Annotated in this window: 21 protein-coding genes; 17 read left to right on the top strand and 4 right to left on the bottom strand. The window is 50.8% G+C overall.

The features are described 5' to 3' along the window. Position 1: 1 nt before the first annotated feature. The 9 genes from edd to CLC93_RS15355 all read left to right on the top strand — a co-directional run bounded on the left by edd (position 2) and on the right by CLC93_RS15355 (position 10,500). Positions 2-1,840 carry a phosphogluconate dehydratase gene (edd, locus tag CLC93_RS15395; RefSeq protein WP_095506872.1) on the top strand — a complete coding sequence of 613 codons (1,839 nt, stop codon included), beginning with the start codon at positions 2-4 and terminating at the stop codon, positions 1,838-1,840. An 8-nt stretch (positions 1,841-1,848) separates the two neighbouring features. Then, on the top strand, positions 1,849-2,487 hold the full coding sequence (locus CLC93_RS15390; RefSeq protein WP_211286887.1) for a bifunctional 4-hydroxy-2-oxoglutarate aldolase/2-dehydro-3-deoxy-phosphogluconate aldolase: 639 nt from the start codon (positions 1,849-1,851) through the stop codon (positions 2,485-2,487). 259 nt (positions 2,488-2,746) lie between these two features. Then, on the top strand, positions 2,747-4,009 hold the full coding sequence (locus tag CLC93_RS15385; protein ID WP_095506871.1) for an efflux RND transporter periplasmic adaptor subunit: 1,263 nt from the start codon (positions 2,747-2,749) through the stop codon (positions 4,007-4,009). 33 nt (positions 4,010-4,042) lie between these two features. Further along, positions 4,043-4,273, top strand: coding sequence for a hypothetical protein (locus CLC93_RS15380; RefSeq protein WP_095506870.1), 231 nt, complete (start codon positions 4,043-4,045; stop codon positions 4,271-4,273). Between the two features lie 16 nt (positions 4,274-4,289). Beyond that, complete coding sequence (locus CLC93_RS15375) at positions 4,290-5,015, top strand: ABC transporter ATP-binding protein (protein ID WP_095506869.1); 726 nt, start codon at positions 4,290-4,292, stop codon at positions 5,013-5,015. Positions 5,016-5,025: 10 nt separating this feature from the next. After that, a complete protein-coding gene (locus CLC93_RS15370; RefSeq protein WP_095506868.1) occupies positions 5,026-6,327 on the top strand; it encodes an ABC transporter permease in 1,302 nt (433 codons plus the stop codon). Between the two features lie 11 nt (positions 6,328-6,338). After that, a complete protein-coding gene (locus CLC93_RS15365; RefSeq protein WP_095506867.1) occupies positions 6,339-7,553 on the top strand; it encodes an ABC transporter permease in 1,215 nt (404 codons plus the stop codon). A gap of 83 nt (positions 7,554-7,636) precedes the next feature. Next, on the top strand, positions 7,637-9,049 hold the full coding sequence (locus CLC93_RS15360) for a sigma-54-dependent transcriptional regulator (RefSeq protein ID WP_095506866.1): 1,413 nt from the start codon (positions 7,637-7,639) through the stop codon (positions 9,047-9,049). Between the two features lie 89 nt (positions 9,050-9,138). Beyond that, positions 9,139-10,500 (top strand): sensor histidine kinase, encoded by a 1,362-nt coding sequence (locus CLC93_RS15355; RefSeq protein ID WP_095506865.1) that lies wholly within the window; start codon positions 9,139-9,141, stop codon positions 10,498-10,500. A gap of 111 nt (positions 10,501-10,611) precedes the next feature. Here the strand turns inward: CLC93_RS15355 and gap are convergent, their stop codons facing one another. After that, the gene (gene gap, locus CLC93_RS15350) at positions 10,612-11,619 is read right to left on the bottom strand and encodes a type I glyceraldehyde-3-phosphate dehydrogenase (RefSeq protein WP_095506864.1); all 1,008 of its coding nucleotides are present in this window, start codon (positions 11,617-11,619) and stop codon (positions 10,612-10,614) included. A gap of 524 nt (positions 11,620-12,143) precedes the next feature. On the opposite strand from gap, the gene CLC93_RS15345 reads away from it, so the two are divergent. The 6 genes from CLC93_RS15345 to CLC93_RS15320 all read left to right on the top strand — a co-directional run bounded on the left by CLC93_RS15345 (position 12,144) and on the right by CLC93_RS15320 (position 18,517). Further along, on the top strand, positions 12,144-13,577 hold the full coding sequence (locus tag CLC93_RS15345) for a glyceraldehyde-3-phosphate dehydrogenase (RefSeq protein ID WP_095506863.1): 1,434 nt from the start codon (positions 12,144-12,146) through the stop codon (positions 13,575-13,577). Positions 13,578-13,668: 91 nt separating this feature from the next. Beyond that, positions 13,669-14,799 carry a M14 family metallopeptidase gene (locus tag CLC93_RS15340; protein ID WP_095506889.1) on the top strand — a complete coding sequence of 377 codons (1,131 nt, stop codon included), beginning with the start codon at positions 13,669-13,671 and terminating at the stop codon, positions 14,797-14,799. 130 nt (positions 14,800-14,929) lie between these two features. After that, positions 14,930-16,585, top strand: coding sequence for an alanine/glycine:cation symporter family protein (locus CLC93_RS15335; protein ID WP_425439863.1), 1,656 nt, complete (start codon positions 14,930-14,932; stop codon positions 16,583-16,585). Next, positions 16,585-16,908, top strand: a complete 324-nt coding sequence (locus CLC93_RS15330; protein ID WP_095506861.1) for a zinc ribbon domain-containing protein — start codon at positions 16,585-16,587, stop codon at positions 16,906-16,908. Before CLC93_RS15335 ends, CLC93_RS15330 begins: the two co-directional genes overlap by 1 nt. Continuing rightward, a complete protein-coding gene (locus tag CLC93_RS15325) occupies positions 16,908-17,189 on the top strand; it encodes a YeaC family protein (RefSeq protein WP_095506860.1) in 282 nt (93 codons plus the stop codon). The genes CLC93_RS15330 and CLC93_RS15325 overlap by 1 nt, the downstream gene beginning before the upstream one ends. Before the next feature lie 158 nt (positions 17,190-17,347). Next, a complete protein-coding gene (locus CLC93_RS15320) occupies positions 17,348-18,517 on the top strand; it encodes a MerR family transcriptional regulator (RefSeq protein WP_095506859.1) in 1,170 nt (389 codons plus the stop codon). A 32-nt stretch (positions 18,518-18,549) separates the two neighbouring features. Here CLC93_RS15320 and ansA read toward each other — a convergent pair whose 3' ends face one another. Next, on the bottom strand, positions 18,550-19,563 hold the full coding sequence (gene ansA / locus CLC93_RS15315) for an asparaginase (protein WP_095506858.1): 1,014 nt from the start codon (positions 19,561-19,563) through the stop codon (positions 18,550-18,552). A 68-nt stretch (positions 19,564-19,631) separates the two neighbouring features. After that, a complete protein-coding gene (gene sppA / locus CLC93_RS15310) occupies positions 19,632-21,476 on the bottom strand; it encodes a signal peptide peptidase SppA (protein WP_095506857.1) in 1,845 nt (614 codons plus the stop codon). 164 nt (positions 21,477-21,640) lie between these two features. On the opposite strand from sppA, the gene CLC93_RS15305 reads away from it, so the two are divergent. After that, positions 21,641-23,662, top strand: coding sequence for an oxidoreductase (locus tag CLC93_RS15305; RefSeq protein ID WP_095506856.1), 2,022 nt, complete (start codon positions 21,641-21,643; stop codon positions 23,660-23,662). A gap of 97 nt (positions 23,663-23,759) precedes the next feature. Beyond that, positions 23,760-24,338, top strand: coding sequence for a lecithin retinol acyltransferase family protein (locus tag CLC93_RS15300; protein ID WP_095506855.1), 579 nt, complete (start codon positions 23,760-23,762; stop codon positions 24,336-24,338). A 69-nt stretch (positions 24,339-24,407) separates the two neighbouring features. Here the strand turns inward: CLC93_RS15300 and CLC93_RS15295 are convergent, their stop codons facing one another. After that, positions 24,408-25,496, bottom strand: coding sequence for a ketoacyl-ACP synthase III (locus tag CLC93_RS15295; protein WP_095506854.1), 1,089 nt, complete (start codon positions 25,494-25,496; stop codon positions 24,408-24,410). Positions 25,497-25,671 lie beyond the last annotated feature (175 nt).

Raw genomic sequence — 25,671 nt, 5'->3', positions numbered from 1 at the left:
AATGCATCCTAGTATTACCAAGGTGACTGAGCGTATTATTGAGCGCAGTCGCGACACTCGAACAGCCTACCTAGCGGCGTTAGCCGAGGCGGAAAAAGCGGGCATCTCCCGCAAGTCTTTGTCTTGTGGCAACTTAGCCCACGGTTTTGCCGCTTGTGGTAAAGAAGACAAGCAGTCACTAAGCTCGTTCACCAAAGCCAATATTGGTATTGTGACCGCGTTTAACGACATGCTGTCAGCGCACCAGCCTTACGAGAACTACCCTCAGCAAATTAAAGATGCCTGCCATAAAGTGGGCAGCGTGGCCCAAGTGGCCGCGGGTGTTCCCGCCATGTGTGATGGAGTAACTCAAGGACAGCCTGGCATGGAGTTAAGCCTGCTTAGCCGCGAAGTTATCGCCATGTCCACCGCTATTGGCTTGAGCCACAACATGTTCGACGGCGCCTTGCTACTCGGTGTTTGTGACAAGATTGTCCCCGGCCTTTTGATTGGTGCCTTAAGCTTTGGTCACTTGCCTATGCTGTTTGTGCCTGCCGGCCCTATGGCCTCAGGTATTCCTAACAAAGAAAAAGCGCGCATTCGCCAGTTGTTTGCCGAAGGCAAAGTGGGCCGCGATGAGCTTTTAGAAGCTGAGTCTTCAAGCTATCACTCAGCTGGTACTTGTACTTTCTACGGTACTGCCAACTCAAACCAGTTGGTGATGGAAATGATGGGGCTGCAATTGCCGGGCTCTTCGTTTGTTCATCCGCACGACCCACTGCGTCAGGCTTTGACCGAGAAAGCGGCTCAGCAAGTGTGTCGTCAAACCGTCAATTCGGGTCAATACCAGCCAATCGGCCGCATTGTTGACGAGAAGGCTGTGGTTAACGGCATCGTTGGTCTGCTGGCCACCGGTGGCTCGACCAACCTAACTATGCACTTGGTGGCCACCGCACGCGCCGCCGGCATCATTGTTGATTGGGATGATTTTGCCGAGCTATCTGCTGCGGTGCCTTTGCTGGCTCGCGTGTATCCAAACGGCGAAGCCGATATTAACCACTTCCACGCCGCAGGCGGTATGGCTGTGTTGGTGCGTCAACTGCTTAAACTGGGCGTGGTTCACCAAGATGTAAATACGGTGGCCGGTTACGGTCTGGATAAATACACCTTAGAGCCAAAACTGATTAACGGTGAAGTTGAGTGGCAACCTGGTCCAGAAGCTTCGCTAGACACAAGTGTGTTGGCCAACGCCGAAACCCCGTTCCAAGCCAATGGCGGTCTGACACTGCTTAAAGGCAACATGGGTCGAGGTGTTATCAAGGTTTCTGCGGTTGCCGAAGAGCATCGCGTGGTTGAAGCCCCAGCCATTGTGCTAACCGACCAAAACCAACTTAAGCCGATGTTTGACGCCGGTGAGCTGGACAAAGATTGTGTGATTGTGGTTCAAGGTCAAGGTCCTAAGGGCAACGGCATGCCAGAGTTGCACAAACTGACGCCACTGCTGGGTTCACTGCAAGACCGTGGCTTTAAAGTGGCGTTGGTGACCGATGGCCGTATGTCAGGCGCATCGGGTAAGGTACCCGCCGCAATCCACGTATTCCCAGAAGCCATCGACGGCGGTCTCATTGGTAAGGTGAAGTCTGGCGATATGGTTCGCTTGAACGCCAAAACCGGCGAGTTAAGCCTAGTGGTTGATAGCGATGAGTTAGCCAAACGCGACGATTTCCAATCCCCAAGCCAAAGCCATTTGTTTGGCATGGGACGAGAGTTATTCAGCGCCTTGCGTGGCGCAATGGCGGACCCGGAGCGGGGCGCTCGAGGTACCTTGGCGTTAGACCAAGGGCCTAGCAAAGAAGTTTAGGAGAGACGATGATTCAAGCGAGTAATTGGAAGACCCAGCCGGCCGAGATTTTTCAGTCCAGCCAATTGGTACCGGTAATGGTAATCGAAGATTTGGCCGATGCGGTTCCGCTGGCAAAAGCTTTGGTTGCGGGTGGCGTTAAGGTGCTTGAAGTCACTTTGCGCACCGACTGTGCTCTAGCGGCTATCGAAGCGATTGCTAAGGAAGTACCAGATGCTCTAGTTGGTGCCGGTACCGTGATGAATCGCGAGCAACTGGATCAAGTGGTGGCAGCTGGTGCACAGTTCGCCATTAGCCCAGGAGCGTCTCGAGACCTGTTGGTGGCTGGCCGTGAAGCACCGATTCCTCTGATTCCTGGTGTGGCTTCTATTTCAGAAGTGATGAAAGGACTGGAATTGGGCTACAAAGAGTTTAAATTCTTCCCAGCAGAAGCCTCAGGTGGTATCGCTGCATTGAAAGCCTTCTCAGGCCCACTGAGTGACGTGGTGTTCTGTCCAACCGGTGGTATCGGCGGTCACAATTATCGCGATTACCTAGCGCTACCAAACGTGGCTTGTGTGGGCGGTAGCTGGATGGCACCAACCGACAAGGTAAGAGCCAAAGATTGGGCTGGTATTACTGCGATCTGTAAAGAAGCGCTAGCTTAGCTTTCTCAAAGGTATGCACAAAGCCTCGGCCGATTGGTCGGGGCTTTTTTGTGTCCTCTGTCCGAACATTTTAGGGTGCGCAAAAGCGGACACACCAAAAGTGTCCGCGGACACTTTTGGCGAGCAGAATATATTGTCCGAATTCGGTAAGGTATTGTTATTTAGTGTTATTTGTATCTTGGCACGAGTCTTGATTGCTTAGTCTGTAAAAGGGTCTGTTACTTAGTGGCGGACACAAAAGAGCAGCTAAGGAATAACAATGATTAAAGACACTAGTGGACAAGATACTGTGGTTGCCCCGAGCAAAGTCGCTCAGTTCAAGCAGCCGGTCATCTGGGGCGGCATCGCCTTTGTCTTGTTTGCCTTTGTGTGGACTACCTTTAGCAGCGGCCGTGCCAGCGCCTCTATTCCCCGCAGCGAACTGCGTTTCGCCACACTTACTCAAGGTGATCTGGTTCGCGACATCGCTACGGCCGGTAAAATTGTCGCCGCCAACGCCCCTGTGCTGTATAGCACCGACAAGGGCACGGTAACCCTGCTAGCCAAACCTGGCGATCAGGTACAGCAAGGCGACGTGGTCGCCAAGGTCGACAGCCCCAGTCTGGTAAATAACCTCAAACAGCAGCAAGCGCTTCTCGAAGGCATGAAGAGCAACCTAGAGCAAGCGCGCTTGGACGCCCGTCGCGACCAAATTAAAGCCGAACAAACCTTAGACATGGCCCGTGTCGATTTAGACGCTGCCGATCGCGAGAGTCGTCGCGGTGACCAACTTATCGAGAACAGCCTGATTTCTAAAATCGACTTTGAAAAAAGCAAAGACGATCTAAAGAAAGCCAAATTGCTGTTTGCCCATGCTGAGCAAGAAGTCAGCTTGATTAAAGACACGCTGAGTTTTGAGCTTAAAAACCGCGCCGCCGAAGTGAGCCGACAGCAGTTGGTGGTCAACGAGCTGGAGCGACAAGTTGCTGCTTTGGCCATTAAGGCGCCCGTGTCCGGGATTATCGGCAACTGGCTTACCGAACAAAAAGCTCGCATCGATGCCAGCACGCCAGTTCTTACTGTGGTTGATTTGAGCGCGTTTGAAGCCGAACTGGCGGTGCCTGAATCTTACGCCGACGAGTTAGGTATTGGTATGGATGTGGAGCTTAGCTTTGGCGCGCTAAAGGTGATGGGGCAACTGAGCTCTATCTCGCCAGAAGTTCGCAATCGCGAAGTCACCGCCCGAGTGCGTTTCGATCAAGTGGACGGCATGAAATTGCGCCAAAACCAGCGCTTGTCTGCACGAGTGCTGTTAGAAAACCGCAAAGATGTGCTCATGGTTAAACGCGGCGCCTTTGTGGCCAGCGGTGGTGGCCGCGAAGTGTACGCTGTGCAAGGTGAAGTCGCGGTAAAACACGAAATTGTATTGGGGGCGCGCAGTACCAGTCATGTGGAAGTCATCGATGGTGGTAAACCAGGTGATGTTTGGGTGATTTCCAGCACACAGGATTTCGAAGACGCTGAAGAAGTGCTGATTCGTTGATTCCCACTACGCAACTAGCGTAAGGAGAGAGACATGTCATTGCCATTAACACTACAGCAAATGAGCCGCACGATGGTGCTGCTGGTGCCCTTGGCCCTACTGGTGTTGACCCAGCATGTTTTTCTTGAGCGCAGTCATCAGTATTTGTTGTTAGGTAGTGCACCGACAACAGGCGAGGGCGAGACCCAAACGCTGCAACTAGAACAGTTAATTCAATTTGTTATCGAGCTAATCAAGCTGCTTTTCGATAAGAACCTTATATAAAACACAGGAGAGCCCCATGCTATTAATGAAGAACATCAGCAAGGTATTTAAAACGGATCTGGTCGAAACCCATGCCTTGCGTGACTTCAATCTAGAAGTGAAAGAGGGCGAGTTTGTTGCTGTAACCGGCCCATCGGGTTCGGGTAAAACTACCTTTCTAAATATTGCAGGCCTGCTCGAAGGGGTGACTTCTGGCGAATACCACCTAGACGGTGTGAACATTGCGAACCTGAGTGACAATGCTAGCTCAGCAATCCGTAACGAAAAAATTGGCTTTGTGTTTCAGGGCTTTAATCTGATTCCCGACCTGAATCTTGCTGAAAATGTTGAAGTGCCTTTGCGCTATCGCGGCTTTAGCTCAAAAGAGCGCGCCGCTCGCGTGAAAGAAGCGTTAGAGCAGGTGGGTCTGGGTTCGCGTATGAAGCACTTGCCATCGCAACTGTCTGGCGGTCAGCAACAGCGTGTGGCCATTGCTCGAGCATTGGCAGGTAAGCCGCGTTTTTTACTAGCGGATGAGCCAACCGGAAACCTCGACAGCATCATGGCCCGCCAAGTCATGGAACTACTGGAAGACATCAACAAAGCAGGCACCACCATCATCATGGTAACCCACGATCCTGAGCTGGCCCGCCGCGCCCAACGCAATATTCAAATCGTCGATGGCAAGGTGTGCGATTTCACCCTTTACAGCGGTGGCAAGCCTGAGCTTGTTAGCGACGAACCACAGCGTAACGCTAGCTAAGGAGCCGCGTATGTTTTTCTATTACTTAGGCCTAGCTTGGCGCAGCGTTAAAAAGACGCCTTTGCTGTCATTATTGATGGTGCTGGCAATCTCCATTGGTATTGGCATTACGATTACCACCTTGAACATCTATCAGATGGCGTCCTTCAACCCGGCAGGCGAACGTTCCTCTGAGCTTTTTGAAGTGCGTTTGTGGAGTCAGGACCCAGATAGCTGGGATGAGATGAACAATCAAATCACCTATCAGGATGCTTTCAATTTACTCAAAAGTGACATACCTACTCGTCAAACTGCCATGTTCCGCACCGGGTTAGCGCTGCAAACCGAAGATCCTAAGCAAAAGCCCCTGCTGGAAGGCGCTCGTGTTACTGACAGTGATTTTTTTGCTTTGTTCGAAGTGCCGTTTATTTTCGGTCAAAGCTGGGACAAGCGACTTGATACTCAAGCCGGTTATGAAGTGGTTATTCGCAAAGACCTTAATCAAGAGCTGTTTGGCGGCGAAAACAGCGTGGGTAAGACCCTGTTTCTCAATCAAAAGCCATACAAAATTGTGGGGGTAATCGATACCTGGAATCCAAGTCCTAAGTACTACGACGTCAATAATGGCGCATTTAACGACAGCGAGCGTGTGTTTGTACCATTTTCATTGGCTCCGATTGAAGAATATCAGAGCTGGGGCAACAACCAGAGTTGGAAGAGTGAATCAATTGTCACTTACGCCGATAAACTGGCCTCAGAAACCCATTGGATCCAATACTGGGCCGAGTTAAACAACCCTGAGCAGGTACGTGCCTACCAAGAGTGGCTAGCCGCTTACATTGAACAGCAACAACTGATTGGTCGTTTTAAGGACGAAAAGGCTTATGCCGACATCTCCGATGTGGCTAAGTGGCTAAAAATCAACGAAGTGGTGCCCGAGGACAACAAGATTTTAGTAGGCTTAAGTGCTTTGTTCTTACTGGTGTGTCTGGTGAACATGTTGGGGCTGCTATTGGCCAAGTTCTTAAAACGCGCGCCAGAGGTCGGTGTTCGTCGAGCGATTGGCGCCAGCCGTGCTCAGATCTTTTATCAGCACATGGTAGAAGTTGGCTTGATTGGCTTTGGCGGTGGATTGATTGGTCTAATTTGGGCTGCCTTGTCTCTGTTCTTATTGTCATCGCACTTTGGTCTTGAAGACTCGCTGACCCAGTTGGATATGAGCATGTGGGTGGTAGCGCCGAGTATCGCGATTACCAGTGCCTTGGTGGCTGGTTTGTATCCAGCCTGGAAAATTTGCAGCGCCAACCCGAGCGCTCACTTGAAAAGCCAGTAACGGAGCCAATTATGTTTCATATTAAACCTATTATTGCGACCTTACTGCGCAGCAAAACCGGGCCTTTATTGTTGCTTTTGCAAATTATCTTGTCGGTAGCAATTGTCGCCAACGCCAGCTTTATCATCAACGAACGCTTGGGCTTGATGGCGCGAGATTCAGGAGTGACCGAGCAACAGACCTTTGACTTTTTCGTGTACAACTTTGACCCTTCCACGGATTACGTAACGCAAAACGAACGGGACATGCAGATCATTCGCAATATCCCGGGAGTCCAAGCCGCCACTACCACTAGCATGACCCCCTTGAGTGGAGGTGGTTGGTCGTCAACCATGAGCTTTGGTCCGTCCAAAGACGAAGCTAAGTCGACCCCGCAAGCGGCGATGTACTATGGCGATGAGCAAATGGTCGAGTCTCTTGGTGTGGAGTTAGTAGAGGGGCGTAACTTTTACCCGTCGGAAGTTCAATCCGGTCACCCCAACAGTGCTGACAAGATCATTGTGACGCAAGCCTTTGCAGAGAAAACATGGGAAGGCGAGAGCGCAATTGGCAAAGTCATCTACGCTGGCGGTTGGGGTGAGCAAACCCTAACGGTTGTGGGCGTGATTAGGAAACTGCAGGGGGCTTGGGTAAACTCAAACCACTTAGACAACGCGATGATTCTCAACCTCGAGCTCGGCATTATGCCTTCGACCAAGTTCTTGGTTCGCGCCGAGGAAGGCGCTATGACCCGACTGGAACCTCAAATTCAAGATGCCTTGCTTAAGGAAAATAAGAATCGAGTGGTTGAAGGCTTTACTACTATCAGAGAACACAGAGACGAAGTTTACAAAGCGCACGAGTTGATGGCGTCGGTGCTTAGCATGATGGTGGTATTGCTGTTGTTAATTACTTCCTTGGGACTGGCCGGTATGGTGATGTTTAATATTGAACGCCGTACCAAGCAGATAGGTACCCGCCGCGCCTTGGGCGCCAAAAAACGCGATATTATTAGCTTTTTCTTGGTGGAGAACTATCTGATTGCTATGGTTGGCGGCGCTATCGGTGGCGTGTTAGCAGTGCAGTTAGGGAAGCAACTGATGCGCTGGTACAGCTTGCCGCAACTGGAAATTATCTACCCGATAGCGACCGTCATCGGCTTATTTGTCCTGACCACTTTGGCAGTAGTATTCCCAGCTCGCAAAGCGGCAAAAATCTCTCCTGCCATTGCTACTCGAACCGTGTGATAATCAATACAATCAATCGCTTAGTTTGGCCTCTGGGGTGAGGCTAAATTAAGCTTTTTTGCTCAAGGAGCCAGCATCCATTTATGGATACTATTTTAATCGTCGATGACAACCAAGCCATCTGCCAGGCACTGTCACTGATGCTGGAAATCAACGGCTACAACACGGTCAGCTGTTATTCCCCAGCGCAAGCTATCGAAGTGGTCAAAAACCAACCCATTGCCCTGGTGCTGCAAGACATGAACTTCACTGGCGACACCACCTCAGGTGAGGAAGGGCGTGAGTTGTTTTTCGCCCTACGAGAAATAGAACCCGATTTACCCATCATTTTGATGACGGCTTGGACTCAATTAGAGCTAGCGGTTGAGCTGGTGCGTTCAGGGGCGGCAGACTACATAGGTAAGCCTTGGGATGATGCCAAACTGCTCACCAGCGTGAACAACCTGACCTCGCTACAAAAACTCAACCGTGAAAACCAACAGCTCAGTCGAGTTGACGCCCAGCGCACTGAACACATAAAGGCGGCTAACTTGTGCGGCATGGTGTTTGCCAGCGGAGCGATGCAGCGCTGCGTGGATTTGGCACTGCAAATCGCCAAGTCCGAGGTACCTGTGCTTATTAGCGGTCCAAATGGGGCTGGTAAAGACAAAATAGCGGACATTCTGCACGCTAACTCAAGCCTCAAAGACAAGCCCCTGATTAAAGTAAACATTGGCGCCTTGCCTATCGATTTGCTAGAAGCTGAGCTATTTGGCGCAGAAGCGGGGGCGTTTACCGGCGCTAACAAAACCCGTATTGGTCGATTTGAAGCCGCCGATGGCGGTACTTTGTTTCTCGATGAAATCGGCAACCTTCCGTTAAGCGGACAGGTAAAGCTGTTAAGAGTGCTGCAAACCGGCGAATTTGAACGATTAGGCTCGCACCAAACTCGCAAAGTCAAAGTTCGAGTCATTAGTGCCACCAATGCCAATTTAGTCGAAGACATACAATCTGGTGTGTTTCGCGAAGACCTCTATTATCGCTTGAACGTGATTGAACTGGCGGTACCGCCGCTGAGCCAGCGGGTAGACGATATCATTCCTTTGGTGAATCATTTCATCGGCAGCGATTATCGACTCAACAAAACCACGGTTCAGGCGTTAGAGCAGCACAATTGGCCGGGGAACGTGCGCGAGCTGGAAAATGCCTGTAAACGCGCGACGATTTTGGCGAGTTCGCCGCAATTGAGCCCTGTGGATTTTGGGTTGTCCGCTAACATTGACCCAAGCCAGCAATCTTCAGCTCGGGAAGGACAAGCCCAGCAATCTTCAGCTCGGGAAGGGCAAGCTCTGCAAAAATTAGTTCAGCCAAAAGCCGAGCCCGCGGAGTTAGACAAAGCTAGTATTGAAGCGCTGCTGCAACAGCACAACGGAGTGATTGCCAGGGCGGCCAAGGCAGTAGGGTTAACTCGCCAGTCGCTCTATCGCCGCATGGAAAAGCTAGGCATCCCAAAATAGTGTTAGAAAGTAGATACCTAAGAATAAACAAGGAATAGAAAAGTCGCGTGGCAAAAGCAACTAGCGAGGGAACAGCAATTAAGCTCTCAATGCGAACTAAGTTGATACTAGGAACCATCGCCAGCGCCCAAGGCGCTTGGCTGCTGAGCTTTCTAGTTATTTATGCCATGGCGCCGAAAGATGCCATCGCTGAGCCTGGCTTGTTGTACCTGTTAGTATCGCTGTTCTGCTTGATTGCAGCCTGGTTGTTTAGCTTTTATTCCACCAAACATTTGGCCGCTAGCCTTACCGCCTTTGAGGTCGGCTTACTCAACTTTAAAGACAACGATTTTAGTGTCACCCTTCCCAGCCAATCGGATCCTCAGCTCAATCGTTTGGCGGATCTGTTTAACGAATCTGCGTTAAGCCTGCGCGAACAACGCCAGTTCATCTATCAGCGCGAAATGCTGCTTGATAAGGTCATTCAAAGCTCCGCCAACGTCATGTTCTTGCTCGATGACAGCCAAAAGGTCATCTACGCCAACGATGCAGCGCGCCACTTCTTTAATAACGGCGTGGCCATCGCTGGTTTCTCATTTGAAGACCTGATTGCAAATTTGAGCGAAGAGTTTAAGTCTGTGTTAGCGGGCCCGAAAGGCGGCCTGTTTACCATAGAAAACCCAGCAGGCGAGGGGGAAGTTTGGCATCTATCGCGCGGACGTTTTCTACTTAACGGCCAGTACCACCATTTGTACCTTCTCAAGCAGATGACCCAAGAGCTGAATCGCCAAGAAGTGGCGGTGTGGAAAAAGGTGATACGAATCATCAGTCATGAGCTCAACAATTCGCTAGCTCCAATCGTATCAATGGTTAGCTCAGGTCGAATGCTGACCAAGGATTTGGACAACGACAAGTTAGCACTGATATTTGACACCATCGAAGATCGCGCTGAGCACCTGAGTCAGTTCATCTTCAGTTACGCGCGTTTTGCCAAACTGCCGCGCCCTAACAAAACGCAAGTGGATTGGCCTAAGTTAATGAACCAGCTGGCACAGCACTATCGATTCAATCTGCCCGTCGACTACCCGAAAGAGCCTTGTATGGTTGACGTGATTCAATTGGAGCAGGTGCTGTTAAACCTACTTAAGAACGCGCACGAATCCGGTACAGACTTAGATGAGATTGATATAGTGCTAGAGCAGTCTCAGCAAATTCTGCGGGACAACCCAACCAATCCAGTCGCACCTTCAAATGTGGTGTTGTTGAAAGTGCGGGACAGGGGGCCGGGCATGTCCTCTGAAGTTCTGCAGCAAGCGTTACTGCCTTTTTATTCCACCAAGCAAACTGGCACAGGTCTAGGATTGGCCTTGAGCAAGGAAATTATCGAGGCTCACGATGGCACCATGAGCCTGCGCAATCGAGATGCTGGTGGGCTGGAAGTTAGCTTGGCTTTGCCGCTAGTCGATAACTAGCTTGGTGACGAACAGGCAAAAAAAGGGCCGGCTTAAAAAGCCGGCCTGCAATACGCAGTTATAAAGCAGCACGATGGGAAGGAGACCATATCGTGCTGGTAAGGCAGATGGTTACGCTGTCATCATTGCCACAGCGTTATCTAGCATACGGTTACTAAAGCCCCACTCGTTGTCGTACCAAGACATAACCTTAACCAGGTTGCCTTTAACACGAGTTTGAGTGGCGTCGAAGCTAGATGAGTAAGGGCTGTGGTTGAAATCAATCGAGACCAAAGGCGCTTCGTTAACTTCCAGTACACGGTTAAGCGGAGACTGGCTGCAAGCGTCCTTAATCAGTTGATTCACTTCTTCCACGTCGGTTTCGCGAGCGGCTACAAAGCTTAGGTCTACCAAAGAGACGTTAGCGGTAGGCACGCGAACCGCCATACCGTCGAACTTGCCCTGAAGTTCTGGAACAACCAAACCGACTGCAGCGGCAGCACCTGTACGAGTGGGGATCATCGACAGAGCAGCAGCACGAGCACGGCGCAAATCTGAGTGGTATACATCAGACAGACGTTGGTCGTTGGTATAAGCGTGAATGGTGGTCATAAGACCTGATTCGATGCCAATGGCATCGTTCAAAATTTTGGCCACTGGGGCGAGACAGTTAGTGGTACAAGAAGCATTCGATACCACGGTCATGTCAGAAGTCAGCACGTCTTGGTTAACGCCGTATACTACGGTGGCGTCTACGTTCTTGCCAGGTGCAGAAATCAATACTTTCTTAGCCCCAGCGTCTAGGTGAGGCTGAACCGCTTCTTTACTGGTGAACATACCAGTACATTCCATCACTAGATCCACACCTAGCTCTTTCCAAGGCAGTTTGCCTGGGTCCATTTCGGTGAAGGTACGAATCTCGTCACCGTTTACAAAGATGGCGTTGTCGGCTTGCTCAACTTGAGCAGCGAAGCGGCCGTGGACCGAATCGTACTTTAGTAGGTGGGCATTGATGGCAGTGTCGCCTAGGTCGTTAATGGCAACAATGGAAATAGGGTAGTCTTGTTGGCTTTCATATAAGGCACGCACGATATTGCGTCCGATACGGCCAAAACCGTTAATTGCTACTCGAATGGTCATGAGGATACCTTCTTGCCTGTTCGTTTTTCTATTTGTTGTAAATTTACAATAATGCACTCACATGTCAAGCGTATGACAGCCAAAATGGCGCTTTTGGTAATAATTTTATGAAAATTTATTTCAAGAATGGCCTTCTAGCGAAATTACCATCAATAACCTCTGACTTTCGCCAACAGAGAGCAAAAGCAGGCTTTCAGAGACTGGTGGGAGCTAAATCACAAAATCTCCTCTAACAAATGATGAATTTTTCGACACTTAGAATGTGGCTAAATTACAGAAAGTGCTGGATATTCGAAGATTTACGCAGGCTTTAGCGAGCGCTGATGTAATTTGACCAAAATAATGCCGTTTTAATCCAAGCTAAACGGCTGAAACTGTTGCTATTACTACATTTGAGGAGCCTTGCCTTGGCTGGCGAGTAGTGCGGAATTTCTTTACAATAGCGCCCAAATTTACCGCCTGTTTGTTAATTTTTAACCAATCAGGTGGTCCGCACGTTTCCTGATAATGATAGGACTCACTACATGACCGCTGATAAGCATCTACAAAGTTGGCAAGAACGTTTTGAACTGGCTGAAGCTATGCAACCCATTATTGGTAAGTTGTATCGCAACCAAAGTGTTGAGCTGAGCATCTTCGGACGCGCTTTGTTAAATGCCCCGACCATCGAGATCATCAAATCGCACCGCTTGGTTCGCCGTCATACCGGTGAGAAGCTGCGTTTGCGTGAATCTTTCCCGTTCATCGAAGCCTTGAGCCGTTTAGCGGTTCGCAATGCTCGTATCGATATCGGTAAAGTGGCTCACAAATTCTGGAGCGAAGGTCGTGACGCGTCTGAAATTGAAGACTATCTAAAGCAAGAGCTGGCCTCTAGCATCTCTGAGCAGGACGATACTGAAGCGCGTGACGTAGTACTTTACGGTTTTGGCCGTATCGGTCGTCTGCTGGCTCGCCTGCTTATTGAGCGCACCGGTTCTAGCAACAAAATGCGTCTACGTGCAATCGTAGTTCGCGGTGGTCGCGAAGGCGATCTAGAGAAGCGTGCAAGTCTGTTGCGTCGTGATTCTATCCACGGTCCTTTCAACGGCTCTGTGTACCTGGACGAAGAAAACAACGCGATTATCGCCAATGGCCAATACATTCAGGTGATCTACGCCAACTCGCCAGCGGAAGTTGACTACACCCAGTACGGCATCAAAGACGCGCTTATCGTTGATAACACTGGTATTTGGAAAGACGAAGCCGGCCTTGGCCAACACCTTCAGTCAAAAGGCGCTGCCAAAGTACTGCTTACCGCACCAGCCGGTGGCGAAATTAAGAACGTGGTATACGGTGTGAACCACACTGATATCCAAGACTCTGACACTATTTTGTCTGCAGCGTCTTGTACCACCAACGCCATTACCCCTGTGTTGAAAGCCATGAACGATGAGTTCGGCATTGTAAACGGTCACGTTGAAACCGTTCACTCGTACACTAACGACCAGAACCTAATCGACAACTACCACAAAGCTGACCGTCGCGGTCGCAGTGCGCCACTGAACATGGTAATCACCTCAACCGGTGCGGCCAAAGCGGTTGCTAAAGCTTACCCAGAACTGAAAGGCAAGCTGACTGGTAATGCGATTCGCGTTCCTACGCCAAACGTCTCTATGGCGATCATGAACTTGAACTTGGGCAAAGAGGTTAGTGTTGAAGATGTGAACGAGCATCTGCGCAACACTTCTTTGTACTCAGATCTACGCAACCAAATCGACTACACTGAGTCTACCGAAATCGTATCGACCGACTTGGTTGGTTCGCGTTACGCCGGTATCGTTGACTCGCAAGCGACCATTGCTGAAGACAGCCGCTGTGTATTGTACGTATGGTACGACAACGAGTTCGGTTACAGCTGCCAGGTGATCAGCGTGATGCGTCGTATGCTGAACGTTGAACTTAGCTACTTCCCTAAGTAAGCTAACTTCACCCTTTAAAAAGGCACCTTCGGGTGCCTTTTGTGCAAATAGACAACAACAAAAGGCGCAAAGCCTGCAAGGAACCCCAATGATCCGCATCAACAGTCAGTTTGACGGTGGCAACATTCAAGTCATCGACGCCAGCAAAGCCAGTGACATTCAACTTTCGATCCGCCCAGATGAAGGCGGTGAGTTCTTTCAGTGGTTCAACTTTCGTTTGCAGGGAGAGATTGGCGTTAAGCACCAGCTGCGCCTAACCAATGCATCGAAAGCCTCTTACGTAGAAGGTTGGGATGGTTACCACGCGGTGGCGTCATATGATCGTCAAAATTGGTTCCGCATTCCGTGTCACTACAGCCAGGGCGAGTTGCACATGGAAATAGAGCTGCAGGCCGAGCAGGTGCAAATTGCCTACTTCGCGCCTTACAGCTTTGAGCGTCACCTAGACCTACTGGCGGAGTGCCAAAGTCATCCTTTGGTGGCGGTTGAAACCCTGGGCGACACCCTAGATGGTCGAGAATTGAGCCTAATGAAAGTCAGCACAGGCGAGGGCGACAAAGCCAAGGTATGGATCACTGCGCGCCAACACCCAGGCGAAACCATGGCTGAGTGGTGGGTCGAAGGCTTTATGCAGCGTCTGCTGGATCCTGATTGCGCCCGTGCGCGTCAGTTGTTGGACTTGGCGGATGTCTACATTGTGCCGAACATGAACCCAGACGGTTCGGTTCGCGGCCACTTGCGTACCAATGCCAAAGGCGTGAACCTCAATCGCGAATGGCAAAGCCCAAGTTTGGAAAACAGCCCAGAGGTATTGCTAACCCGCGATCGCATGATGGTCGAAGGCGTGGATTTTTATTTGGATGTGCACGGTGATGAGGCGCTGCCGTACATCTTCTTAGCCGGTGGCGAGGGCATTCCAGCTTGGAATGACGAGATGGCCGCCAAACAGGCTTGCTTCTTGGACATGATGACCCTTGCAGCAGCGGATTTCCAAACCGAACAAGGTTATCCGGTAGACAAGCCAGGTGATGCCAATTTGACCGTAGCGTCTAACTGGGTGGGCAACCACTTTAACTGTTTGGCCAACACCCTAGAAATGCCGTTTAAGGACAATGCTAACCTGCCGGATGAGGCCACTGGCTGGTCGGCAGAGCGCTCGCAAGCCCTTGGCGAAGACTGTTTGGACGCCATTAGTTTATACCTACAGGCACAAGTCGGATAAGCTCAATTAGGGTCTATTAACCTTTGATAGGGCTATGCTATGCTGGAGCGGGCTAGCCCTAATTTAACTTGTTGAATTTCGGCAAGTTGACGCTGCGCTGACAATAATAAATAAAGCAAGGATCCCAACTGTGGAAATGATAAATCAGTTTCTGCTGACACTAGATGGTTTTCTAGGGTCGGCGGCCTACTTTCCGTTTGTTCTATTAGGGGTGGGTTTCTTTTTCACCCTATATCTAAAATTCCCGCAAATTCGCTTCTTCAAACACGCTTGGGGCGTGGTCACCGGTAAATTCAAAAAGCCGGGGGCTGAAGGGGATACCAGCCACTTCCAAGCGCTGAGTACTGCGCTGTCGGGTACTGTGGGTACGGGTAACATTGGTGGCGTCGCCTTTGCGATTTTCCTCGGTGGTCCAGCCGCCTTGTTCTGGATGTGGATGACCGCATTTTTGGGTATGACCACCAAGTTTGTGGAAGTGACCCTGTCGCACAAGTATCGTGAAAAGACCCCGGACGGCACTATGGCCGGTGGGCCTATGTACTTCATGGACAAAGGTCTGAACATGAAGTGGTTGGGGGTGTTGTTTGCGATTGCCACCGTGGCTTCGGCCTTTGGTACCGGCTCTATGCCGCAGTCGAACAACATTGCCGTGGGTCTGGAAGACACCTTTGGCATCGACCCATTCATTACCGGCGGCATTCTGTCGATCCTGTTAGCCCTGGTGGTGCTGGGTGGTATTAAGCGTATTGCTAAGGTGACCTCAGCACTGGTGCCGACCATGTCTGTGGTTTACGTAATTGGCGCACTTGCGGTTATTTTCTACAACATTGACAACCTATGGCCGTCATTTGCTTCTGTGTGGCAAGATGCCTTCACCGGCTCAGCCGCCGCCGGTGGTTTCCTAGGCGCTACCTTTGCCTACGCCTTTAACCGTGGTGTTAACCGTGGCTTGTTCTCAAACGAAGCCGGTCAGGGTTCGGCGCCAATTGCTCACGCCTCGGCCAAAACCGACGAGCCTGTTGCTGAGGGCATGGTGTCTATCCTTGAGCCGTTCATCGATACCATCATCATTTGTACTCTCACCGGTATGGTAATTTTGTCGTCAGGTGTTTGGACCGATAAGCATCAAAACGTGTTTCAGCGCGCCGATATGACCTTTGTTGAAGGCATTTACTCGGATGACAAGCAGGAAGATCGTCAGCAGCTATTCCAATACCTGACCTTGCAAGATAACCAAGTGAAAAAGTACTCGGGCAGCATTGAGCTTATCGAAGGTACGCCGGTGAATCCTGACTTCACTCTGATTGCTGCGCGCTCAATCGCCGAGGACATTCGCTTCAGTATCGACGGCTATCCTTACTCTGGACTTGTTACCGTGGTTGATGGTCGCCTGACCGACCCGTCAATTCGAGTGGAAGGGCGCTCGCTGATTCACTCCACCAAGCTGACGACGCTTGCCTTTACCAAAGGCTTCTTTGGAGAAAACGGCAAGTACATTGTTAGTATTGGTTTGTTACTGTTTGCATTCTCTACGGCTATCGCCTGGTGCTATTATGGAGATCGCGCCATGATTTACTTGGTGGGCATCCGCGGAGTGATGCCGTTCCGAGTCTTCTATGTGGCCGGTTTCTTCACCGCTGCAATTTCTGACACCACATTGGTTTGGAATCTAGCCGCGGTAGCGATTGTAATTATGACCTTGCCCAACTTGTTTGGCCTGCTCATGCTCCGTAAAGAGATGAAGAGCGAAGTCGGCAAGTACTGGGAAAAAATGAAGGAAAAGTAATGGCGTTAGTCCATTGTCCCGTGTGCAATAAGCGCAACTCGGACAAAGCGAAGGCCTGCCAACACTGCAATACGCCGTTTGATGGTGATCAAGAGGCGATGGCAAGGCAAAAGCGGATTCGCAAAATTAAGCAGCAAGCCAGTTTGACCACTCACAGCTTCGCGGCGCTGACCATGATTGTTGGCGCCATCACTCTGTACTTTTGGGGGCTTGAAACCCCGAGCCCAGAGCGTGCGATGACAGCTTACAGTTTGGGTGTGGTTGGCAGTATTTGGTACATGGTGTCTCGAGTACGCCTGTTTTTGAGTAAGCGGAGTTCCTGATGAGCGACATGAACCAAGTGATCGATCAAATGCCTCATGAGGTTTATGAGTCGTTAAAACTGGCGGTAGAGCTGGGTAAATGGGCCGATGGCACGCCGCTAACCGAGACGCAAAAAGAGCAGAGCATGCAAGCCGTGATTCTGTATCAGGCGCGCCGCTTAAAGCAGACCGACCACTTAACGGTTGGCAGCGATGGCGAGCTTAATCACAAGTCAAAGGCCGAGCTTAAAAAGCAGTTTAATCCAGACGTTATTGCCCAGTTCAACAATAAAAACATGTAGTTTGTATTGTCGTTCTTGTTTTGAAGGAGACCATAAGGTCTCCTTTTTTATGTCTAATGCCAGTGTTTGTTGGTTTTCGAATATTGTTATTCTAAGCTTGACCTGTCTACAGCTTCATAGTTTACATTAGCCATCACTCTAACGGAGTCTAATTAGGCATGTACCGAATTTCAGAGCTTGCCAACGCAGTGGGGTTGTCTCGTAGTACTTTGCTGTACTACGAGAAGCAGAACATCATTTGCGGGAAGCGCCAAGCCAATGGGTATCGCGTGTACGACGAGCGCGATTTGCAGAACTTGCGATTTATACAGTTGCTACAAGCGGGTGGGCTTACCCTGAAAGAGTGTAAAGCTTGCATGGATGCCAAGTTAGACACTGAACTACTGCAAAATCGCTTGCAGGAATTAGAGCGAGAGATTGCACAAAAGCTGGACTCAAAGTTGTTGTTAGAGGGGCTACTAGGCGGTGTCGCTCAAAAGGATTGGCACTTGCACTTACAAAGTGCAGCACCCGATGTGCATTTAGATTGGTTACGCAAGCAGGGCTTTGACGAGAAACAAGCGCTGCGATTGAAATGGTTATCAAAAGACATGAACGAACACGATACATATATGGCAGACTTCATGAAAGTCTACGAAACCCTTGAACGCTGGGGCCCAGGCAGTGAGTCAGAGACCCTAAAAGCTTTCAAACTGGTCGGCAACCAGCCGAAAACTGTGCTGGAGATCGGCTGTGGCAAAGGCCTGGCAACCCGCGTGCTTGCCGAACAAACTGGCGCTCTGATCACCGCAGTAGACAACGAACAAAGTGCGTTGGATGCACTAGACACAGCTATGACAAAGTTGGGTTATGGTAAACAGGTATCTACGGTATGCTCCTCAATGACCGAGTTGCCATTTGAGCCAAACAGTTTTGACTTGATTTGGGCAGAGGGCAGTGCCTACATCATGGGCGTCGAAAAGGCCCTCAAAGCTTGGAAGCCACTGCTAAGTGATGATGGCGTGATGATGATAAGTGATTTGGTGTGGCTTACCGACGACCGCACCCCAGAAGTTGAGGCGTTCTGGCTAAAAGACTATCCAGACATTCAAACGGTAGACACTCGTTTAGCTCAAATCGAAGCGGCGGGCTATCAAGTGAAAACTCACTTTACCCTTAGCCAACAGGCTTGGGAAAACTACTTTGTGCCACTGGATGCGCGCATACAGGAGTTAGCTTCTAACATGGGAGAGAGTCAGGCGCTCAAAGACATAGCTACTGAGATAGGTATCTATCGAAACTACCTAGGTCAGTTTGGCTATCAGATGTTCATTCTTGCTCCAAACTAGCCGCAAAACAAAAGGAGCCTACTGGCTCCTTTTTACTGAGTTAACTCACCCCGAATGCTGGTCTGCATTTGCGCTCGAATCTGATTGGCATCCATTCCTTTGGACAACAGATAGTGCAGCTTGGTCAGCGCCGCTTCTGTGGTCATGTCGTGGCCGCTGATAACTCCAGCTTGAGCAAGCGCATTGCCGGTAGCGTAGCCGCCCATGTTGACCTTGCCCTGCAAGCACTGAGTCAGATTCACAATCACTATGCCGCGCTCGTTGGCCAGCTTGAATTGCTCCAGCAGTTTAGGGTCTTGCGGGGCATTACCCACACCGTAGCTCTGCAGAATTAGGGCTTTCACCGGCTGCTGCAACAAATTTTCGATAACCAGCGATGAAATGCCCGGATACAAGGTCACAACGCCCACAGGTTGGGGGTCGATGGACTGAACCTTTAACGGCTTGTCTACCGGAGTGTCTCGAAGCTTGCCCGCTTTTAGCTCGATTTGAATGCCTGCTTGTAACAAGCTTGGGTAGTTGGGGCTGCCAAAAGCGTTAAAGCCATCGGCGTGAACCTTAGTAGTGCGATTGCCGCGAAACAGTTGGTTGTTGAAGAACAAGCAAACTTCGTCAATTGGGTAGCGCGCCGCCAGATACAAAGCGTTAAGCAGGTTGGTTTGCCCGTCGGAGCGAAGCTGGGCTAGCGGAATTTGCGAGCCAGTCACAATCACTGGCTTTTGTAAGTCCTCGAGCATGAACGACAGGGCAGAGGCGGTAAAGGCCATGGTATCGGTACCGTGCAAAATTACAAAGCCGTCGTACTTGTCGTAGTTAGCTTTGATGTCGTCCGCGATGCGCTGCCAGTCTTGCGGCGACATGTCTGACGAATCAATCAGGGGAGCGTACTCTGCAATGGTAAATTCCGGCATGTCCTGATGGTAAAACTCGGGCATGTTTTGGATGCATTCGGTAAGAAACCCGGCCACTGGCGCATAGCCTTGAGGGGTCTTTTGCATGCCTATGGTACCGCCGGTGTAGGCGACATAGATGGAAGGTTTTGACATAGCAGAAAAAAATCGGGGAAATTTGCACGAATTATACTGGCAAATTTCCCCGCAGGCGAGAAATGCGCTTAGTCTAAGCGGCAGTTCTCACACAGCACATAGCTGTGGTTAGGATCGTTGAATTGTGTCAGCAAACTAAGCTCTGAATTGAGCGAGTCAATAAACATGCTCACCACGTCGGTTTTGGGCGACGGCTCTGGCAGGTAGGCTTTGGCTTCGCCGAACAACTGCTGCATGAACTGCTGTTCTTTGCTGAGCTCTTTCTCGATGACCTTTTGGTCGTACTCTTCCAGTTCAGCCAGCTCAGCAGCTTTGGCGAGTGCCTGATCCAAGTCGCCGAGCTCGTCGACTAAGCCAAGTTCTAATGCTTTGGAACCTGTCCATACTCGGCCTTGAGCAATCTTATCTACATCGGCGGGCGTCATGTCGCGACCTTCTGCAACAATGCTCAGAAAGTCGCGGTAGCCTTTCTCAATGCCGGTTTGAATCATTTGCTTCATGCCTGGGGTCAGTCCGCGCACGACACTGGCACCGGCCCAGTCAGAGGTGCCGACACCGTCGGTGTGAACGCCAATGTGATCCAGCGAATCTTCAAAGGTGGTCACCAAACCAAAGATACCAATGGAACCAGTAATCGTAGTTGGGTTGGCCATGATGTAATCGGCGCTGGCAGAAATCCAATAGCCGCCAGAGGCCGCCACCGAACTCATACTGGCCACCACAGGCTTACCCGCCTCTTGCAACGCCAGCACTTCTTGGCGGATGACTTCAGAAGCAAAGGCGCTGCCGCCTGGGCTGTCGACACGCAACACCACGGCTTTGACTTGGTCGTCATGGCGAGCTTTGCGCAGCAGTTTGGCGGTTGAGTCGCCGCCAATCTGACCCGCTGGCTGCGAGCCGTTGAGGATAGTACCCTTTGCCACCACAACGGCAACCTTGTCCATGTCGTTGGCCAATGGTTTCGGTTTTACCAGGTTGTAGTAATCGTCTAGGCTCACCTGATTAAAGCTGTGATCGTCGTTTTCACCAACCAGCTCAATCATCTTGTCCCTAAAGGTTTGAGTGATCAGCAGATCATCGACCCAACCTAGGTTTTTGGCCATCAGCGCAAAGTCACCACCGTTTTCATCCAACTGAGCCTGAAAGGCCTCATCTTTGGTGGGGAAGGCATCGGCGCTCAGCTCTCGGTTGCTAGACACAGTTTCTACATAGTGTTGCCACAACTGCCCCAACCATAGTTCGTTGGCTTCGCGAGCGGCATCCGACATGTCGTTGCGCAAATAGGGTTCGATGGCCGACTTGTAAGTACCAACGCGGAACACGTGGGCGTTAACTTTCAGCTTGTCTAACGCCTCTTTGTAGTACATGCGATACACACCAAAACCATCCAGCGCGACGCTACCCATAGGGTTTAGGTAGATCTCATCGGCAAACGAGGCTAAGTAATACTGACTTTGACTGTACCAACGGCTGGCTGCAATTACTGGCTTGCCGCTTTGTTTAAATTCTTCGATGGCTTGGCCAACTTGAGTCAGCTTACTCATGCCAGTGGAGTGCAAACGCGAAGGGGCGATGACCAGCGCGCCGATACGCTCGTCCAGCGCGGCATTGCGAATGGCATAGACTAAGTCGCTGAGTAGGATTTCGCGCTCTAGCTCTTGCCCTTGGCTTTGCAACATCACGGCTTCAAATGGGTCTTGGTAACGCTTTTGTTCAACAATGCTGCCGTTCAGGTTTAGCACCAAAGCCTGATTTTGTTCTAGTGTGAATTCTTCTTCACCGGAGCCTGCAGCCACCAACAACACGGCCAACAAGCCGAAAAAAATTAGATTCAAAATGAGCTTGCGAGTGTTGTTAATGACGCTCCAAATGAAGCGGAAAACACGTATAACCACAGAGGGTTTGCGATCCATATATTTGTCCTACTTGGATTTATCTAGGTTAATGGTACCCCAGCGCGAATAAATGTCGCAGCGGAATTTGTAAGGACTTTTTAACATTGGCAGTGGCTAGCGCTTGAGTGGTCTGACGAGTAAGGTTATTCTGCGTTAACAAAATGATAAAAAATGAGGGCGATATGTCGTACCAACACTTATTAGAGCAGCTAGATCTCGGCTTCACTCAGTTATCGAACCGAGTGCTGATGGGCTCCATGCACACAGGGCTTGAAGAGGAAAAGGGCGGTTTTGAAAAGCTTGCTGCTTTCTACGCTGAGCGCGCTAAAGGCGGTGTTGGCCTTATCGTTACCGGCGGTATTTCTCCCAATTTTCGCGGTCGACTGGCGCCTGATGCCTGTCAGTTAAGTTTCCCTTGGCAGGTGAGTAAACACCGCAAAATCACCCAAGCTGTGCATCGATACGACACCAAAATCTGTATGCAAATATTGCATGCCGGGCGTTACGGCTATCACCCATTCAGCCAAGCGCCGAGCAAAATTAAAGCTCCGATCAGCCCGTTTAAACCCTCGGCCATGTCCTCTCGTCAGGTGCGCGGCACCATTAAAGACTATGCCAACTGCGCTGCGCTGGCGAAAAAAGCTGGCTACGATGGCGTCGAGGTAATGGGCTCTGAGGGCTACTTAATCAATCAATTCCTGTGTGAGCGCACCAACCACAGAAGCGACGAGTGGGGCGGCGAGTTCAACCAAAGAGCTCAGTTTGCGGTGCAAATTGTCAAAGCCATTCGCGCCAAGGTTGGCAGTGACTTCATTATCATTTTCCGCTTGTCCATGCTGGACTTGGTGGACAAAGGCTCGAGTTGGGACGAAGTGGTAGCACTGGCTAAATGGCTTGAGGAAGCTGGGGTTAGCATCATTAATACCGGTATCGGCTGGCACGAAGCGCGTATTCCCACAATCGCAACCAGCGTACCTAGAGCCGCTTTTGCTTGGGTCACCGAACGGCTAAAAGGCGAAGTAAAGGTGCCACTGATTGCCACCAATCGAATCAACACGCCAGAAGTGGCTGAGAAGGTTATTGCATCCGGACAGGCAGATATGGTGTCCATGGCTCGTCCATTCTTGGCAGACGCTGACTTTGTTGCCAAGGCTGAGGCGAATACGCCAGAGCTCATTAACACCTGCATCGGCTGCAACCAAGCCTGTTTGGACCATACGTTTTCGCGCAAGCGTAGCACTTGTTTGGTTAACCCAAGAGCTTGCTACGAAACAGAGATTAACTTTGCCTCAGCGAGTACCAACAAGAAGTTAGCTGTGGTTGGTGCAGGCCCAGCGGGCATGGCGTTTAGCCTGTACGCCCGTGAGCGTGGCCATCAAGTGGTATTGTTTGAGGCCAAAGGTGAGGTTGGCGGACAATTTAACTTGGCCCGTCGAATTCCAGGTAAAGAGGAGTTTGACGAAACGATTCGCTATTTCACCACTCAGATGGAGCGCAATCAGGTTGAGCTGCGCTTAAACACCCCGTTTACCCCAGAAATGGTTGCCGCTGAAGGGTTTGATGAGGTGATTGTTGCCACAGGGGTTACCCCGAGAAAGCTGTCAATCGACGGATTTAGTGGCCCAAATGTCTACAGTTATCAAGAAGTGCTCGAAGGACGTGCGGTTCTGGGAAACAAAGTGGCGCTAATTGGTGCCGGTGGAATCGGCTTTGATATGGCCCATTATCTGTGCGAGCACGGTCAGTCGAGCACGCTCGATTTGGCGCAGTGGCAAGCGCAGTGGGGCATCGACCCGAGCTATCAGCAACGCGGTGGCTTGACCGAACCCAAAGGCAGCGCTCATCGCCCAATTGAAGTACACATGCTGCAGCGCAAAACCACCAAGCCGGGCAAAGGTTTGGGCAAAACCACAGGCTGGATCCATCGCTCTGTGGTTAAGCAACACGGGGTTAAAACCCATGTTGGCGTTAGCTACACCAAGTTTGACGAGCAAGGGCTGCACTATCAACAAGATGGCGAAGATAAGCTACTGGCAGTGGATTCTGTAGTGTTGTGCGCGGGCCAAGAGTCTAATCGAGAGCTTATGGATAGTCTGAGCCAAAGTGGCGTGCCGGTACACTTAATTGGTGGTGCTGATGTGGCCGCAGAAGTGGACGCCAAACGCGCTATCCGTCAAGCGGCCGAGTTGGCGATGGAGATGTAGACACTTACGCTTACAAAGCCTAACTAGTGAAAAACGGTCATTTTCTATTAAATTAGAAATGACCGTTTTTTGTTGGGCTGGGAGCTTAGGAGGCTATATGGCAATACCACTGCTTTGGATAGGCGCCTCTCTGGTTGGCGCTGGACTGGCTTTGGACTCACAGTCTCGCCGGCACAAAATTGAATCTAGACGACGTTGGGACCCAAGCTTAGCTGGCGGCGATAAGCCCAAAGCCATGACTCTGCCCTCTGAGTGGCAGTCGGGCCTCTCGACTGTCAGTTTGGTACCGGGATCCGTGGTGGCTTGCCATGTCTATGGGGTGGTCGAGCACACCGGCATCTATCTCGGCGAAGGGCAAATTGCCGAATTGCACGGCTCGGGATTGGTGCGCAGCGTGTCGTTTAAGCGCTTTTTAAAAGAGCGCACGGGCGAGCGGGTATTTGTTTGCGCAGATAGAAGTCACCAACCCCTAGTGCTAAGTGACCAAGCAGTGATGCGAGCGGCCAGCCGCCTCTATACCTATCAAGACTATCAGCTCTTCGATAATAACTGTCACCGGTTTGTATACTGGTGTCTAACCGGGCAATCTCGAAAACTTTCAGATTTTGGTGCTTTCAATCAGGCGCTAGCCAAACTTAGCGGCGAACACTTGTTTTGGGATTTGGCTCGCGAGTGACCGACAAAGTCGTATTCACAAAAAATGCCGCGACGTTCGCGGCATTTTTTGTGTATTTAAGACGAGGTCTTATGCACCTTCAGGCAGTGGATTTACCTTGTATTGATGTTCAACCGCTCTTTCAATCAACTCTTTGGCTGACTTGGTGCATTCAGGTAGCTCAGCGTCAGACTCTCCGATTGGAGTGACGCGATCGCCCCATTTGATCAAGGCTGCAGCTGAGGTTAGACCCGCACCAAAGGCGCAGCTTAGCAGGGTGCAACCTGGCTTAATACGGCCCTGCTCAAGGGCATCACAAATGGCAATTGGAATGGTCGCGGCCGAGGTGTTGCCGTAGTTGGCAATGTTTTTAAAGGCTTTCTCCGCAGGGATTTTCATTTTGCCAATCAAGGTATCAATGATGCGCTCGTTGGCTTGGTGAGGGATCACCAAATCCACGTCTTCAAGCGGGGTATTGGTTTTTGCTAGCACTTGTTGGCTCAGACCGCCCATGCCGGCAATCGCGCGTTTGAAGATCTCACGACCGTCAAACTGCAGGTGGAAGTTAAAGGCCTCGGTATCGAAACGGTCCATGTTGGTACCAAAGCTGGCCTTAAGAATCTCGCGACCGCTTGGGTCGTTGTTCATGGCATAGGCTTGAACACCTGCATCGGTATCAGTAGCTTCAATGACCGCGGCTCCAGCACCATCACCAAACAGTACCGCCGTTTCGCGACGAGACCAGTCAATGATAAAACTCAAACGCTCGGCACCAATCACTAGTACGTTCTTGCACTGACCGTTTTGAATTTGGCCGGTGGCCATGCTTACGCCGTAAAGGAAGCCAGAGCAGGCGGCGTTAATGTCAAACGCTGGGCAGGTAGCGCCAATTTCTGCTTGAACCGTGGCGGCAATATTTGGAATTAAGGTATCTGGCGTACAGGTCGCCAAAATGATCATATCGATGTCATCGCCAGTTTTACCCGCGGCGGCGAGAGCGCGCTTAGCGGCAACTGTCGCGAGCTCCGAGCACGGCACATGCGAGATATGACGCTGCTTGATACCAGTGCGCGGGAAGATCCACTCGTCGCTGGTAGGCATGAAGGTCGACAAGTCGTCGTTGGTAAGCACAGAAGGCGGAACACATTTGCCCCAACCGGTGATCATTGCGTTTGGCATAATACTATCTCTAAAGCGGTGCGTCGGGCTTAAAAAAAGATACCCTCAGGTATCCTGGCCCATAAGGCTCGAAATGCAGGCATAGACCTGCATAACCGTCGTAATAATTAGCCCTCTAGAGTACCTGTTCGGCGCCCATAAGAAAAGGGTTGAACCTAGGTTCAACCCCGCAAAG

The organism is Paraferrimonas sedimenticola, assembly GCF_002282855.1.
Taxonomy (GTDB): domain Bacteria; phylum Pseudomonadota; class Gammaproteobacteria; order Enterobacterales; family Shewanellaceae; genus Paraferrimonas; species Paraferrimonas sedimenticola.
Note: the sequence above shows the minus strand (reverse complement) of the source record. Positions and strands in the feature narration are given on the sequence as shown.

Excerpts from the sequence above, each read along its gene's own strand:
- CLC93_RS15380 (WP_095506870.1), top strand. The coding sequence starts at position 4,043 with ATGTCATTGCCATTAACACTACAGCAAATGAGCCGCACGATGGTGCTG.
- CLC93_RS15300 (WP_095506855.1), top strand. The coding sequence starts at position 23,760 with ATGGCAATACCACTGCTTTGGATAGGCGCCTCTCTGGTTGGCGCTGGA.
- CLC93_RS15365 (WP_095506867.1), top strand. The coding sequence starts at position 6,339 with ATGTTTCATATTAAACCTATTATTGCGACCTTACTGCGCAGCAAAACC.
- CLC93_RS15320 (WP_095506859.1), top strand. The coding sequence starts at position 17,348 with ATGTACCGAATTTCAGAGCTTGCCAACGCAGTGGGGTTGTCTCGTAGT.
- CLC93_RS15325 (WP_095506860.1), top strand. The coding sequence starts at position 16,908 with ATGAGCGACATGAACCAAGTGATCGATCAAATGCCTCATGAGGTTTAT.
- gap (WP_095506864.1), bottom strand. The coding sequence starts at position 11,619 with ATGACCATTCGAGTAGCAATTAACGGTTTTGGCCGTATCGGACGCAAT.
- CLC93_RS15305 (WP_095506856.1), top strand. The coding sequence starts at position 21,641 with ATGTCGTACCAACACTTATTAGAGCAGCTAGATCTCGGCTTCACTCAG.
- sppA (WP_095506857.1), bottom strand. The coding sequence starts at position 21,476 with ATGGATCGCAAACCCTCTGTGGTTATACGTGTTTTCCGCTTCATTTGG.
- CLC93_RS15375 (WP_095506869.1), top strand. The coding sequence starts at position 4,290 with ATGCTATTAATGAAGAACATCAGCAAGGTATTTAAAACGGATCTGGTC.
- CLC93_RS15345 (WP_095506863.1), top strand. The coding sequence starts at position 12,144 with ATGACCGCTGATAAGCATCTACAAAGTTGGCAAGAACGTTTTGAACTG.
- CLC93_RS15295 (WP_095506854.1), bottom strand. The coding sequence starts at position 25,496 with ATGCCAAACGCAATGATCACCGGTTGGGGCAAATGTGTTCCGCCTTCT.
- ansA (WP_095506858.1), bottom strand. The coding sequence starts at position 19,563 with ATGTCAAAACCTTCCATCTATGTCGCCTACACCGGCGGTACCATAGGC.
- CLC93_RS15370 (WP_095506868.1), top strand. The coding sequence starts at position 5,026 with ATGTTTTTCTATTACTTAGGCCTAGCTTGGCGCAGCGTTAAAAAGACG.
- CLC93_RS15385 (WP_095506871.1), top strand. The coding sequence starts at position 2,747 with ATGATTAAAGACACTAGTGGACAAGATACTGTGGTTGCCCCGAGCAAA.
- edd (WP_095506872.1), top strand. The coding sequence starts at position 2 with ATGCATCCTAGTATTACCAAGGTGACTGAGCGTATTATTGAGCGCAGT.
- CLC93_RS15360 (WP_095506866.1), top strand. The coding sequence starts at position 7,637 with ATGGATACTATTTTAATCGTCGATGACAACCAAGCCATCTGCCAGGCA.
- CLC93_RS15355 (WP_095506865.1), top strand. The coding sequence starts at position 9,139 with ATGCGAACTAAGTTGATACTAGGAACCATCGCCAGCGCCCAAGGCGCT.
- CLC93_RS15330 (WP_095506861.1), top strand. The coding sequence starts at position 16,585 with ATGGCGTTAGTCCATTGTCCCGTGTGCAATAAGCGCAACTCGGACAAA.
- CLC93_RS15390 (WP_211286887.1), top strand. The coding sequence starts at position 1,849 with ATGATTCAAGCGAGTAATTGGAAGACCCAGCCGGCCGAGATTTTTCAG.